General features: G+C 67.8%; 11 protein-coding genes. 5 read left to right on the top strand and 6 right to left on the bottom strand.

Going from position 1 to position 13,102, the window contains the following annotated elements; genetic code table 11:
- Positions 1 to 18: 18 nt before the first annotated feature.
- From GH664_RS07935 to GH664_RS07925, 3 genes are all read left to right on the top strand, one after another.
- Complete coding sequence (locus GH664_RS07935) at positions 19 to 768, top strand: pteridine reductase (protein WP_153167512.1); 750 nt, start codon at positions 19 to 21, stop codon at positions 766 to 768.
- Positions 769 to 825: 57 nt separating this feature from the next.
- Positions 826 to 1,752 carry a tRNA 2-thiocytidine(32) synthetase TtcA gene (gene ttcA / locus GH664_RS07930; RefSeq protein WP_153167511.1) on the top strand — a complete coding sequence of 309 codons (927 nt, stop codon included), beginning with the start codon at positions 826 to 828 and terminating at the stop codon, positions 1,750 to 1,752.
- Positions 1,753 to 1,841: 89 nt separating this feature from the next.
- A complete protein-coding gene (locus GH664_RS07925) occupies positions 1,842 to 2,708 on the top strand; it encodes an FHA domain-containing protein (protein ID WP_153167510.1) in 867 nt (288 codons plus the stop codon).
- Positions 2,709 to 2,814: 106 nt separating this feature from the next.
- Here the strand turns inward: GH664_RS07925 and GH664_RS07920 are convergent, their stop codons facing one another.
- A complete protein-coding gene (locus GH664_RS07920; RefSeq protein WP_228111429.1) occupies positions 2,815 to 3,201 on the bottom strand; it encodes a PsiF family protein in 387 nt (128 codons plus the stop codon).
- A gap of 244 nt (positions 3,202 to 3,445) precedes the next feature.
- On the opposite strand from GH664_RS07920, the gene GH664_RS07915 reads away from it, so the two are divergent.
- Positions 3,446 to 7,312 (top strand): DUF3683 domain-containing protein, encoded by a 3,867-nt coding sequence (locus tag GH664_RS07915; RefSeq protein ID WP_153167509.1) that lies wholly within the window; start codon positions 3,446 to 3,448, stop codon positions 7,310 to 7,312.
- A 123-nt stretch (positions 7,313 to 7,435) separates the two neighbouring features.
- On the opposite strand, the gene GH664_RS07910 is transcribed toward GH664_RS07915, so the two are convergent.
- The 4 genes from GH664_RS07910 to pyrE all read right to left on the bottom strand — a co-directional run bounded on the left by GH664_RS07910 (position 7,436) and on the right by pyrE (position 11,667).
- A complete protein-coding gene (locus GH664_RS07910; RefSeq protein ID WP_153167508.1) occupies positions 7,436 to 8,218 on the bottom strand; it encodes an NAD-dependent deacylase in 783 nt (260 codons plus the stop codon).
- Positions 8,215 to 10,302 carry a molybdopterin-dependent oxidoreductase gene (locus GH664_RS07905; protein WP_153167507.1) on the bottom strand — a complete coding sequence of 696 codons (2,088 nt, stop codon included), beginning with the start codon at positions 10,300 to 10,302 and terminating at the stop codon, positions 8,215 to 8,217. The genes GH664_RS07910 and GH664_RS07905 overlap by 4 nt, the downstream gene beginning before the upstream one ends.
- A 68-nt stretch (positions 10,303 to 10,370) precedes the next feature.
- Entirely contained in the window at positions 10,371 to 11,039 is a 669-nt protein-coding gene (locus tag GH664_RS07900) for a hypothetical protein (RefSeq protein WP_153167506.1), read from the bottom strand.
- Positions 11,017 to 11,667, bottom strand: a complete 651-nt coding sequence (gene pyrE / locus GH664_RS07895) for an orotate phosphoribosyltransferase (protein WP_368857351.1) — start codon at positions 11,665 to 11,667, stop codon at positions 11,017 to 11,019. The genes GH664_RS07900 and pyrE overlap by 23 nt, the downstream gene beginning before the upstream one ends.
- A 37-nt stretch (positions 11,668 to 11,704) precedes the next feature.
- Here pyrE and GH664_RS07890 point away from each other — a divergent pair, with 37 nt between their 5' ends.
- Entirely contained in the window at positions 11,705 to 12,490 is a 786-nt protein-coding gene (locus GH664_RS07890) for an exodeoxyribonuclease III (protein WP_153167504.1), read from the top strand.
- A 37-nt stretch (positions 12,491 to 12,527) separates the two neighbouring features.
- Here GH664_RS07890 and GH664_RS07885 read toward each other — a convergent pair whose 3' ends face one another.
- On the bottom strand, positions 12,528 to 13,100 hold the full coding sequence (locus GH664_RS07885) for a hemerythrin domain-containing protein (RefSeq protein WP_153167503.1): 573 nt from the start codon (positions 13,098 to 13,100) through the stop codon (positions 12,528 to 12,530).
- Positions 13,101 to 13,102: the final 2 nt, after the last annotated feature.

Here is a 13,102-nt window from a genome sequence, read left to right as displayed (position 1 = left end):
CCTGCCTTGCATCCCGACATGAAAGATCCGGTACAAGCCCCCGTCGTCCTCGTCACCGGCGGCGCGCGCCGCGTTGGCGCAGAAATCGTGCGCACGCTGCATGAGGCCGGCGCCCGCATCGCGCTGCACTACCGGCAGAGCGCCACCGCGGCCGAGCGGCTGGCCGCCGAGCTCGACATCGCACGCCCTGGCTCGGCCTTCACCGTGGGCGGCGATCTCGCCGTCGACGGCGTGCCGGAGCGTGTCGCGCAGGCGGTGCTGGCGCGCTACGGCCGCCTCGACGGCCTCGTCAACAACGCCTCCAGCTTCTTCCCCACCGAAGTCGGCCGCATCGACCGCGCCGCCTGGGACGATCTCATCGGCTCCAACCTGAAGGGACCGCTGTTCCTGAGCCAGGCCCTGGCGCCGGCGCTGCGGGAAACGCGGGGCGCCATCGTCAACATCGTCGACATCCATGCCGAGCAGCCGCTGCGCCACTACCTGCTGTATTCGGTCGCCAAGTCGGGTTTGGCCGGCCTGACGCGGGCGCTGGCGCTGGAGCTGGCGCCCGAGGTGCGGGTGAATGGCGTGTCTCCGGGGCCGATCGACTGGCCCGAGGACGGCCAGTTTCCGCCCGAGGAGCGCGCGCGCATCGTCGCCCACACCCTGCTGCAGCGCACCGGCAGCCCGGCCGACATCGCCCGCACGGTGCGCTTCCTGCTGCTGGATGCGCCCTACATCACCGGCCAGATCCTCGCGGTGGACGGTGGCCGCAGCATCCACCTGTGAGGCGGTTTGGCGCGGTAAATGTATAATTCCGCAACATTTTCCAGCTCGAGCCCGCACGTGACCGTCGCCCTCGCCCCCGCCCAGCCCGCCGACGCCGCCGGCAACCGCCACTCCAACACCTTCCTGCGCCTGAAGAAGAAGCTCGAGCGCAATGTGGGCGAGGCGATCGCCGACTACAACATGATCGGCGATGGCGACACCGTGCTGGTTTGCGTATCGGGCGGCAAGGATTCCTACACGCTGCTGTCCATCCTGCTGGCGCTGCGTGAGCGCGCACCGGTGGACTTCCGCATCGTGGCGATGAACCTCGACCAGAAGCAGCCCGGCTTCCCCGATCACATCCTGCCGCAGTACTTCGAGTCGATCGGCGTCGAGTACCGCATCGTCACCGAGGACACCTACTCCATCGTCAAGGACAAGATCCCCGAGGGCAAGACGACCTGCTCGCTGTGCTCGCGCCTGCGCCGCGGCATCATCTACCGCACCGCGAAGGAGATCGGCGCCACCCGCATCGCGCTCGGCCACCACCGCGACGACATCTTGGAAACGCTGTTCCTGAACATGTTCTTCGGGGGCAAGATCAAGGCCATGCCGCCCAAGCTGGTGAGCGACGACGGCGAGAACGTCGTGATCCGGCCGCTGGCCTACTGTGCCGAGAACGACATCGCCCGCTTCGCGCGCGCCATGGACTACCCCATCATCCCCTGCAACCTGTGCGGCTCGCAGGAGAACGCGCAGCGCAAGCAGATCAAGGCAATGCTGCAGGGCTGGGCACGCGACTATCCGGGCCGCATCGAATCGCTGGCGACCTCGCTGAAGAACGTCGTGCCCTCCCACCTCGCCGACGCGAAACTGTTCGATTTCGTCGGCCTGACGCAGCAGACGCGGGTGGAGGAAGGGGACACCGCCTTCGATCCGCCCGAGTTCCCGCGCCCGGCGGGCGAAGCGGTGCGCTTCTTCGGGCTGCATCCGAGCGACGACTGAAGCGCGTGGCGAGCCCTTGCATCGGCGGGGGCGTTTCATCATCATTCCCCGGTTTCCCGAGGCTTTTCACGCCAACCGACGCCCTCCCGATGTCCGAGCGCAAGAATCTGTGTGTCCTCGCCGCGACGCTTCCCAGCGATGCGCGCCTCGCTGCGCGCCTGGGTGCGGACGAGGCCGCACACGCGCTGGATCGCTGCATGCGGCGCATCGAGCGATCCATCGACAGCCATGGCGGCACCGTCATCGACAGTCGCGCCGATTCCGTCCTCGCCGGCTTCGAGCGCTGCGACAGTGGCATCCTGGCCGCCTGCGAGATCCTGGACCGAGTGCGCAGCCTGCCGCCCCTGAGCGGCACGCGGCAGACGGTCTGCATCGGCCTGCACTACGGCATGGTGGAATCCGATCCCACCCAGGGCCACGGCCCCGCGCTGGCGCAGCGGCTGGCCAAGCTCGCGCGGCACGAACAGGCCCTGGTCAGCGGCCCGGCGGTGCTGCTGCTCACGCCGGCCGCACGGCACGCGGCAAACCCGCAGGAGATCCGCAGCGCTGAAATCGATGCGCTGGGCGTGCCCGTCCATGCGGTGGGGCAGCGCGCGGGCATGGTCACCTCGCTGCCGCCGACCGTGCGTCTGTCGCAACGACTGCGGCTGCGCCACCAGCAGGACGTCCTCTTCGTCGAGGAGCAGCGCCCGGTGCTGCTAATCGGGCGCGAACTCGGCAACGATGTGGTCATCATGGATCCGCGGGCCTCGCGCCAGCACGCCCGCATCGAACGCCGCCGCGACGGCTTCATACTGGTCGATGACAGTTCCAACGGCACCTACGTTTCGGTCGACGGTGCGCGCGAGACCTGCGTCAAGCACGGCGAGATTCCACTGCGTGGCCCCGGCCGCATCGGCTGTGGCTTTTCGGCAGGCGAGATCGAGCGCGACCTGGTGTTCTTCGACATCGTCTGAACCGTCATTCACCTGGCGGAGATCCGCCTGAGAAGGTGCGTCCTCAGCACCCCGGCTCCGCCGCGGCTCCTTCAGGGGCGGCCTGCGCCGCCCCCGAGCCGCGACCTCACGCGCTCATGCATTCCTCCATGAAGGTCTTGCGCTTTGCCCCGCGCAGCGTCTGCTCGGTGGCGGCCTGGTTGCAGGCCTTGCGCTTGGCGGTATCGGCGCGCTTCGCCGGGGCTTGAGCCGTGGCCTGTGCCTCGGTCGCGGGCGCCGAGGCCTTGCGCTCGGCGGCCACCGGCGCCGCTTCCGCACCGGCCTCCTGCGCATGCTTGCCCTTCAGGCAGGTGCTCATGAACGCCTTGCGCGCATCACCCTTGAGCGTCTGCTCGCGCGCTTCCTGGCTGCAACGCTTCATCCTTTCCTGCTGCGCGCCGGCGAGGGCGTCGGCCGGGGCGAGCGCCAGCAGGGCGCAGGATGCGGCAACCGCGGACAGAACCTTCTTCATCATTTCGGTCTCCATTGATGTGGATGTCGTCCAGAGGGACGCCGAGATTCTGCGTTCGTCATATTTTAATGTCAAAGAAATATTCGAGAGAGCCGCTCCGAGTGGCGCTGCACCCCTCAACCGAACCCTCCGCGGACCGCGGAACGGCGCGGATCTCCCCTACTTCGTGCAAGGTCTTGATTTCCCCGCATGGTGCACTGCGTTTGCTAGAATCTGGAGTTCCCAAGCCGTCGTTTCAGCTACGCCCATGACGCAACGCCTGCGAGAAATCCCCTACAACTACACCTCGTTCTCCGACCGCGAGATCGTGATCCGCCTGCTCGGCGCCGAAGCCTGGTCGGTGCTCGACGAGCTGCGCGGCGAGCGCATCACCGGGCGGTCGGCGCGCATGCTGTACGAGGTGCTGGGCGACATCTGGGTGGTGCGCCGCAACCCCTACCTGGAAGACGACCTGCTCGACAGCCGCGAGCGGCGCGAGGCGCTGATCGGCGCGCTGAACCACCGCCTCAACGCGATCGAATCCCGCCGCCAGGGCAACGACCGCGTGGCGCTGCTGATCGCCCGCGCGCGCGAGGCCATCGGCGAGTTCGAGCGCTGGTTCGACGCCACCGCGCGCCGCCGCAAGGCCGCGCTGAAGGCGCTGGCACGTCACACGCGGCGCGACAACATCTGCTTCGACGGCCATGCGCGCGTGTCGCACGTCACCGATGCCACCGACTGGCGCGTGGAATACCCCTTCGTCGTGCTCTACCCCGACACCGAGGAAGAGATGGCCCCGCTGGTGCGCGAATGCATCGCGCTCGGGCTGACCATCATCCCGCGTGGCGGCGGCACCGGCTACACCGGCGGCGCCATTCCGCTGGATGCCAGTTCGGTGGTGATCAACACCGAGAAGCTGCTGGCGATGAGCGCGGTGGAAGAGATCGTGCTGCCCGGCATCGACGGGCCGATGGCCCAGCCCTACGCCACCATCCGCACCGGCGCCGGCGTCGTCACCGAGCGCGTCGCCGAAGCGGCTGCTGCTGCAGGCCGCGTGTTCGCGGTGGACCCGACCTCGGCCAGCGCGTCCTGCATCGGCGGCAACATCGCGATGAACGCCGGTGGCAAGAAGGCGGTGCTATGGGGCACCGCGCTGGACAACCTGGCGTGGTGGAAGATGGTCACGCCGGACGGCAACTGGCTGGAAGTCGAGCGCCTCGACCACAACTTCGGCAAGATCCACGAGCAGGAAACGGTCCGTTTCCGCCTGCGCCGCTTCGACGGCCTGAGCTACAAGCCGCTGGGCGAGGAAATTCTGTCGCTGCCCGGCGCGAGCTGCCGCAAGATCGGCCTGGGCAAGGACGTCACCGACAAGTTCCTCGGCGGCGTGCCGGGCGTGCAGAAGGAAGGCACCGATGGCCTCATCGTCGCGGCGCGCTGGGTGCTGCACAAGATGCCGCCGCACACCCGCACCGTGTGCCTGGAGTTCTTCGGCCAGGTGCGCGAGGCGGTGCCGGCCATCGTCGAGATCACCGACTGGTTCAAGCCGGGCGGTGCCGGCAACGCCGCCGGCGTGCTGCTGGCCGGCCTCGAGCACCTCGACGAGCGCTACGTGAAGGCGGTGGGCTACGCCACCAAGGCCAAGCGCCATGGCCGTCCCAAGATGGTGCTGATCGGCGACATCGTCGGCCACGACGAGAACGCGGTGATGGCCGCTGCCTCAGAGGTCGTGCGCATGACCAACGCACGCGGCGCCGAAGGCTTCATCGCCGTCAGCCCCGAGCAGCGCAAGCGCTTCTGGCTCGAGCGCAGCAAGACGGCGGCGATCTCGCGCCACACCAACGCGTTCAAGATCAACGAGGACGTGGTCATCCCGCTGCCACGCATGGGCGAATACTGCGATGGCATCGAGCGCATCAACATCGAGCTGTCGACCCGCAACAAGATCGACCTGTGCGACGCGCTCACCGAGTTCCTGCAGGGCGATCTGCCGCTCGACGCCGGCGATGCCGATGTCGCCAAGGAAGAGCTGATCGGCGACCACCGCCAGGCGGCGCTGGAGCAGATCGCCGCGGTGCGCGCGCGCTGGCAGTGGCTGCTCGACAACCTCGACCTGCCGCTGGCCGAAGCCGAGCCGCAGTTCGCCCAATACGGCATCGAGGCCGGCCCGCTGACCAACCGTGCCGACAACCCGCGCCTGTTCCACCGCCTGCAGGACTACTCGATCCGCGTGTCGTGGAAGAAGGAGCTGCGCCCGCTGCTGAAGAATAGCTTCGACGGCGCGGTGTTCGCGCCAGTGCTGGCGCGCATCCAGGACGTCCACCGCGAGCTGCTGCGCGGCCGCGTCTTCGTCGCGCTGCACATGCACGCCGGCGACGGCAACGTGCACACCAACATTCCGGTGAACTCCGACCACTACGAGATGCTGCAGACGGCCAACCGCGCGGTCGATCGCATCATGGCGCTGGCGCGCAGCCTGGATGGCGTGATCTCCGGCGAGCACGGCATCGGCATCACCAAGCTCGACTATCTCAGCGACGACGAGATGGCCAACTTCTGGGCCTACAAGAAGAAGGTGGACCCGGAAGGCCGCTTCAACCGCGGCAAGCTGATGAAGGGCGGCAATCTCGACAACGCCTACACCCCCAGCTTCAACCTGATGGGCCACGAGTCGCTCATCATGGAGCAGACCGACGTCGGCGACATCGCGCACGACATCAAGGACTGCCTGCGCTGCGGCAAGTGCAAGCCGGTGTGCTCCACCCACGTGCCGCGCGCCAACCTGCTGTACAGCCCGCGCAACAAGATCCTCAGCACCTCGCTGCTGATCGAGGCCTTCCTGTACGAGGAGCAGACCCGCCGCGGCGTGTCGCTGGCGCACTGGGCCGAGTTCGAGGACGTGGCCGACCACTGCACGGTGTGCCACAAGTGCGAGAAGCCCTGTCCGGTGGACATCGACTTCGGCGACGTGTCGATCAAGATGCGCAACCTGCTGCGCAAGCAGGGCAAGAAGTCGTTCAACCCTGGCAAGGCAGCAGCGATGGCCTTCCTGACGATCAAGGATCCAGCCACCATCAAGCTGATCCGCACCGGCATGATCGACTGGGGCTACAAGGCACAGCGCTTCGCACACGACCTCGGCAAGAAGCTCGGCCTGATTCAGCCGCAGGTGAAGACGCCGCCGTCCACGCTGGGCAAGGCGCCGATCAAGGCACAGGTGATCCACTTCATCAACAAGCCGATGCCCGGCAACCTGCCGAAGAAGACCAGCCGCGCGCTGCTCGACATCGAGGACGACAAGGTCATCCCGGTGATCCGCGACCCGCAGAAGGCCAACGGCGAGTCCGAGGCGGTGTTCTACTTCCCCGGCTGCGGCTCCGAGCGCCTGTTCAGCCAGGTAGGCCTGGCCACCCAGGCCATGCTCTACCACGTCGGCGCGCAGACGGTGCTGCCGCCGGGCTACCTGTGCTGCGGCTATCCGCAGACCGCCGCCGGCGAGGAGGACAAGGGCCAGAAGATCACCACCGACAACCGCGTGCTGTTCCACCGCGTCGCCAACACGCTGAACTATCTAGACATCAAGACGGTGATCGTGTCCTGCGGCACCTGCATGGACCAGTTGCAGAAGTACGAATTCGAGAAGATCTTCCCCGGCTGCCGCCTGCTCGACATCCACGAATACCTGATGGAAAAGGGCGTGAAGCTCGACGGCGTGCAGGGCGTCAAATACATGTACCACGAGCCCTGCCACACCCCGATGAAGCAGTACCAGGGCATCAAGGTGGCCAACGAGCTGATGGGCACGCGCGTCGACCTGTCCGACCGCTGCTGCGGCGAGTCCGGCACCCTGGCGGTCGCGCGCCCCGACATCTCGACCCAAGTGCGTTTCCGCAAGCAGGAAGAAATCGAAAAGGGCGCGGCGAACTTGCGCGAGGACGACCCGAACGCAAAGGTGAAGATCCTCACCTCCTGCCCGAGCTGCCTGCAGGGCATGCACCGCTACGCCAACGACGCCGGCGGCGTGGAGCCCGACTACATCGTCGTCGAACTGGCAAAGCACCTGCTGGGCGAGAACTGGATGCCGGAGTATGTGAACAAGGCCAATAACGGCGGTATCGAGCGCGTGCTGCTGTAATCGCCGGCGATCGCGCTCAAGCGCGCTCCTACAGCGGGGCGCAGTGTTGTAGGAGCGCGCTTGAGCGCGACTTGGAGCGTCGCCTGCCCCTCCCGAGTCGCCTCTCCCAGGGGCTGCCGCGTATCAGTCTTCCGCCGGCTCCGGCGGATGCATGCGGCGCCACAGCTCCGGCATCGCATCGGCGGCGCGCATGCGCAGGTGGTGGGTGACGATGTGGCTGACGTCGGTCACGCCGGGATTGATCTCGATGGTGGGGACGCCGGTGCGGCGCGCCCACACCACCGGGCCGGCGATATAGGGGAAGACGCTGGTGGTGCCGATGGACACGACCAGGTCGAGCCCGTTGGCGAGGATGCCTTCGAGCCGTTCGATGCCGCGCGCGGGCAGTTCCTCGCCGAACAGCACCACGTTGGGGCGCATGATGCCGCCGCAGGCCGGGCACAGCGGCGGGATCTGCATGCCGGCAAAGTCGGGGATGCTGCGCGAATGCGGGCATTCGGTGCAGCGCAGACGGTGCAGGCTGCCGTGGATCTCGATCAGGTTGCGCGAGCCGGCGAGGTGGTGAAGGCTGTCCACGTTCTGCGTCAGCACCCAGGTGCCGGGCTTCTCGCGCTCCAGCGCGGCGATGATGTCGTGCGCGATGTTGGGTCGCGCGCCGCGGCAGTTGGCCTCGATCTCGGCCAGGTATTTCCAGGTGACTTCCGGATGCGCAGCCATCATCTGGCCGGACAGCGCCTGCTCGATCGTCAGGCCTTCGTCGGTGAGCCGCTCATGGTAGAGGCCGCCGATACCGCGGTAGGTGGGCAGGCCGGAGTCCGCCGAGATGCCGGCGCCGGTGATGAACAGGATGCGCCGCGCGTCGGCCAGCAGCGCCGCCGCGGCACGCAGTTGCGCCTCGTCCCTCATGCGCGCGCGACCTCGACCAGGCAGTCGTAGAAGATCGGCCCGCCGCCCATGTCGGTCGGCGCGGACGACGTCACCGCGTTGGCGTTGTTGCCGTCGCCGGAGAACTTCTGCCACCACACCGACGGGCTCACCACCACGCCACGCCGCACGTCGGTGGTGACCTCCGCCTGCGCCTGGAACTCGCCGCGGTCGTTGTGGATGCGCAGCCGCGCGCCGTCGGCGATGCCGCGCGCGGCAGCATCGTCGGGATGGATCTGCAGCCTCGGCCCACCCTCTTCGTCGCGAAAACGCGGCAGGTTGGCGAAGCTGGTGTTGAGGAAGTTGCGCGCCGGCGGCGTGATCAGCGCCAGCGGGTAGCGTGCCGCCAGCGCCGGATTGCTGACCGGCGACTCCGCCGGCGGATGCCAGGCCGGCAACGGATCCTGCCCCATCGCGGCGAGCAGACTGGAATGAAATTCGCACTTGCCCGAGGGCGTCGGGAAACCACCTTCGGCGAAGGGCGCGAAGGGCCGCGGCAGGTTGAGCCGCCCCCAGCCGCGCTGCGCCAGCGCCGCCGGCGTCACGCCGAGTGCACGGCGGTCGCCGAGGCGGAAGGCCGCTGCGGCGATCTTCTCGTCGGGTTCGAACAGCGCCGGCTCGGTAAACCCCATGCGCTCGGCGAGCAGGCGGAAGACTTCGGTGTTCGGCTTGGCTTCGCCGAGCGGCGCGATCGCCGGAAAATTCGCCACCGCATACAGGTGACCGTAGGTGCCATGGACGTCACGATGCTCGAGCTGGCTGGTAGCCGGCAGCAGGATGTCGGCGTAATCCGCGGTGTCGGTCTGGAACAGCTCGTGCACCACGCAGAACAGATCCTCGCGCGCGAAGCCCGCCTTCACCCGGTTGCTGTCGGGCGCCACCGCGACCGGGTTGGAGTTGTAGACGTAGATCGCGCGGATCGGCGGCTCCTGTGCCTCGAGCAGCGCCTCGCCGATGAAGGCCATGTTGATGGTGCGCGGCGGGCGCCCTTCCTGGCGCGGATACAGGTCCGGCCGCTGCAGCGCCTTGTGGTCGATGGGGAAATTGCCCGAGGTCGATAGCAGCGCGCCACCGGCGGCGTGACGCCAGGCGCCGGTCAGCGCCGGCAGGCAGGCGATGTTGCGCACCGCCATGCCACCGCCGGCGCAGCGGTTGAGGCCGTAGTTGAGCCGGATCAGCGAGGGACTGGCCGCACCGCGGCAGTCACCATATTCGCGCGCCAGGCTGCGGATGACGTCGACCGGCAGGCCGGTCAGCGGTGCGGCCCACTCCGGCGTGCAGCCGCGCACCCGCTCGGCGAGTTGAGGGAATCCAGTCGTATGGCGGGCGATGTAGTCGTGATCGAGCAGGTCGTCGGCGATCAGCACCTGCATCATCGCCAATGCGAGCGCACCGTCCGTTCCCGGCCACGGCGCCAGATGAACGTCGCACTTCGCCGCGGTTTCCGAGCGGCGCGGATCGATGCACACGAGCTTGGCACCGCGCCGCTTCGCTTCCTGCAGGTAGCGCCAGCCGTGCAGGTTCGACACCACCGGGTTGCCGCCCCAGATCAGGATCAGCTTCGCATCGACCACCGCCTCGGGGTCGGTACCGATGGATGCGCCGATCGTCGCTTTCCAGCCCAGCGCGCCGGCCGAGGCGCAGATCGTGCGGTCGAGGAGCGATGCGCCCAGGCGATGGAAGAAGCGCCGGTCCAGGCTCTCGCCCTGCACCAGGCCCATGGTGCCGGCGTAGCTGTAGGGCAGGATGGCGCGCGGATCATCGGCGGCGATGTCGCGGAACCTGGCGGCAATGGTGTCGAGCGCCTCGTCCCACGAGATGCGCTCGAAGCGCCCCTCGCCCTTGCGTCCGACACGTTTCATCGGATGCAGCAGGCGCTGGTCCGAATACACGCGATCGAGATAGTGCGCGACCTTGGTGCACAGCGCGCCGTTGGTGAAGGGCATGTCGGCCGCGCCGCGGATCTTCACCGCGCGGCCGTCGGCCACGGTGACTTCCATCGCGCAGGTGTCGGGACAGTCGTGCGGGCAGGCGGCGCGGACCACGCCTTGCGATGCAATGCTCATCGATCGATTCCGCAAATGGGCTCTGGATGGATGCCGCGGCGCGCGGCAAGCGGCGCTGCAGTGGCCGATCAGCGCCGCATCGGCTGTGGCGTCGCCGAGCGCGACGACGGCTGGGTCAATTCCACATAGCGGCGCCGATCCTCCTCGAAGCGGCTTCGCACCGCCTCGCGCTCGCGCTGCTTGACGTCGATGACCGTGCGCTGCGCGACGATCTCGCTGTCGAGGCTGCGGATGTCCTCGGCGATGTCCTGCCGCCCCTGGCGCGAGTCGCTCAGCGAGGACTCGCGGATCAGGTCACGCTGGCGTTGAATGAGATCGGCTTCGCGCTGGCGCAGGGTTTCGATGGAGTGGTCGAGCTCGGCGAGTGCCCGGCCGCGCCGCGCGTCCAGATCGTCCAGGCTGCGATAGGTCTCGAGCAGGGCGCGGTCGATGCGCTGCTGCTTGAGCGCCTCGGCGTCGGCCAGCCGCCGACGGCGCAATTCATCCTCGCGCCGCGCGACTTCGTCTGCCGAAAGCGGCGCCTGCACTTCGCGCCGGATCGTGCCCTGCGGGCTGAGCTCGCGGTATCCACGCCCATAGCAGGCCGGCGGCAGCACGTCGCCGCAGATCGGCTGACCGCCCACTTCGCAGCAGTAGATGCTCTTCGCCGTCACCTGCGCGGCGGCCGGCAGAGCCCAGCCAAGCGGCAGGATGAGGCCGGCGGCAAGCGCGAAGTCAGCGAGTCGACGCGATCCCATAGGTTTCCCGATAGGCCTTCACTGCGTCGAGGTTGGCGGCGAGCTCCGGGCTGTCGGCCAGGAAGGAGATCAGATCCTCGAGCGTTGCGACGGCGATGACTGGAATGCCGAAGGTTTCCGCCACTTCCTGCACCGCCGACAGCGTCCCCTTGCCGCGCTCCATGCGATCCAGCGCGATCACCACGCCCGCTGGGCTGGCGCCCGCGGCGCGGATGATGTCGACCGATTCTCGCACCGAGGTGCCCGCAGAGATGACGTCGTCGAGGATCAGGACGCGGCCGGCCAGCGGCGCGCCGATCAGGGTGCCGCCCTCGCCATGGTCCTTGGCTTCCTTGCGGTTGAAGGCGAACGGCAGGTTCACGCCGTCCTCGGCCAGTCGGATGGCGGCGCCCGCCACCAGCGGAATGCCCTTGTATGCCGGCCCGAACAGCATGTCGCAGGCGACGCCGGACGCGCGGATGGAGCGCGCGTAGAAACCGCACAGCTCGCGGAACGACTCCCCGTCGTCGAACAGGCCCGCATTGAAGAAATAAGGCGAATTGCGCCCGGCCTTGGTGACGAAGGCACCGAAGCGGAGGACGCCCTTGCGACAGGCGAGTGCGATGAAATCCCGGCTAAAATCCACGATTCAGGCTGCAGTGCAGCAAAGAATTGGAAACCCGTCCATGTTACGCATCATCTCCCTCAACCTCAACGGCATCCGCTCCGCCACCACCAAGGGATTCCTCGACTGGCTGCCGGCGCAGGACGCTGACCTCGTCTGCGTGCAGGAACTCAAGGCCCAGGCAGGCGACATGAGCGAGGCGATGCGCGCGCCGGCCGGCTACGAAGGCTGGTTTCATCACGCCGAGAAGAAAGGCTACAGTGGCGTCGGCATCTACAGCCGGCACACACCCGACCGGGTGGTCGAAGGCCTCGGCATCGCCGACATCGACGCCGAAGGCCGCTACCTGCAGCTCGACTTCGGCCCGCTGTCAGTGGTGTCGCTGTACCTGCCGTCGGGCTCCAGCTCGGAAGAGCGGCAGCAGATCAAGTTCGGCTTCATGGAACGCTTCGCGCCACACCTCGCGGACCTGCGCGCCAGCGGGCGCGAAGTGGTGATCTGCGGCGACTGGAACATCGCCCACCGCGAGATCGACCTCAAGAACTGGAAGAGCAACCAGAAGAACTCGGGCTTCCTGCCCGAGGAGCGCGCCTGGCTGTCGGGGCTGTTCGATGGCCAGGGCTGGGTGGACGTGTATCGCCAGCTTTATCCGGACGCGAGCGGCGACAGCTACACCTGGTGGTCCAACCGCGGCCAGGCGTGGGCGAAGAACGTCGGCTGGCGCATCGACTACCACCTGGCGACGCCCGGCATCGGCCACAGCGCGAAGACAGCCAGCGTCTACAAGGAGCAGCGTTTCAGCGACCACGCGCCGCTGACGGTCGATTACGACTGGTCGCTGACCTGACGGCCGGCCGCCCTGGCGGCGCCCGGCCGGCACGCACTCAGCTCGGCCCCAGCCCGACCGGCGCCGGGGCGATGTTGACGATCTTCGAGAACAGCTTCTGGTATTGCCCTGCCTCGCCCTGCCACGGGTTCTGGTTGGACAGGAAGGCCGCGTCGATCGCCGTCCAGTCCTCGTCGGCGAGGTGCTTTTCGGCGAGCGGGAAGACCTCGTGCTCCTCCCGGTTCATGTGCTTCCACTCGGCCTCGACGTATTCGTTCACCGCCGCCTTGAAGCCCGCAAAACCTGCCTGGCCAGCCTGCTCGTACTGCTGCATCGCGGTCTCCAGGGCACGGATGCGCGCATCGCCGATGCGGTGCTCCGCCTCCAGCGCCTCGATCACCGGCAGCGCGTCGGCGCAGCGGGTGCGCAGCCGCGCGAACAGGTACTGGTCTTCCTTCGGGTGATGCACCCGCTCCGGCACCTTGTCGATGTATTCGACCATGTCGCGGAACAGCGCAAAGTCGGGCTTGAGCCGGCCCGCCTCGATGCCGGCGACGATCTGGCGCAGGCCGTGCATCATGGCCGCGATCGCGCGGTGTTCATCGTGGATGATGGACAGTGACTTCTTCATGC

Source organism: Thauera sp. 2A1 (assembly GCF_009469595.2).
GTDB lineage: Bacteria > Pseudomonadota > Gammaproteobacteria > Burkholderiales > Rhodocyclaceae > Thauera.
Note: the sequence above shows the minus strand (reverse complement) of the source record. Positions and strands in the feature narration are given on the sequence as shown.

Bases quoted from the DNA above. Each gene is read 5' to 3' on its own strand.
- GH664_RS07935 (WP_153167512.1), top strand. From the start codon at position 19: ATGAAAGATCCGGTACAAGCCCCCGTCGTCCTCGTCACCGGCGGCGCG.
- GH664_RS07925 (WP_153167510.1), top strand. From the start codon at position 1,842: ATGTCCGAGCGCAAGAATCTGTGTGTCCTCGCCGCGACGCTTCCCAGC.
- GH664_RS07920 (WP_228111429.1), bottom strand. From the start codon at position 3,201: ATGATGAAGAAGGTTCTGTCCGCGGTTGCCGCATCCTGCGCCCTGCTG.
- GH664_RS07915 (WP_153167509.1), top strand. From the start codon at position 3,446: ATGACGCAACGCCTGCGAGAAATCCCCTACAACTACACCTCGTTCTCC.
- GH664_RS07910 (WP_153167508.1), bottom strand. From the start codon at position 8,218: ATGAGGGACGAGGCGCAACTGCGTGCCGCGGCGGCGCTGCTGGCCGAC.
- GH664_RS07905 (WP_153167507.1), bottom strand. From the start codon at position 10,302: ATGAGCATTGCATCGCAAGGCGTGGTCCGCGCCGCCTGCCCGCACGAC.
- GH664_RS07900 (WP_153167506.1), bottom strand. From the start codon at position 11,039: ATGGGATCGCGTCGACTCGCTGACTTCGCGCTTGCCGCCGGCCTCATC.
- GH664_RS07890 (WP_153167504.1), top strand. From the start codon at position 11,705: ATGTTACGCATCATCTCCCTCAACCTCAACGGCATCCGCTCCGCCACC.
- GH664_RS07885 (WP_153167503.1), bottom strand. From the start codon at position 13,100: ATGAAGAAGTCACTGTCCATCATCCACGATGAACACCGCGCGATCGCG.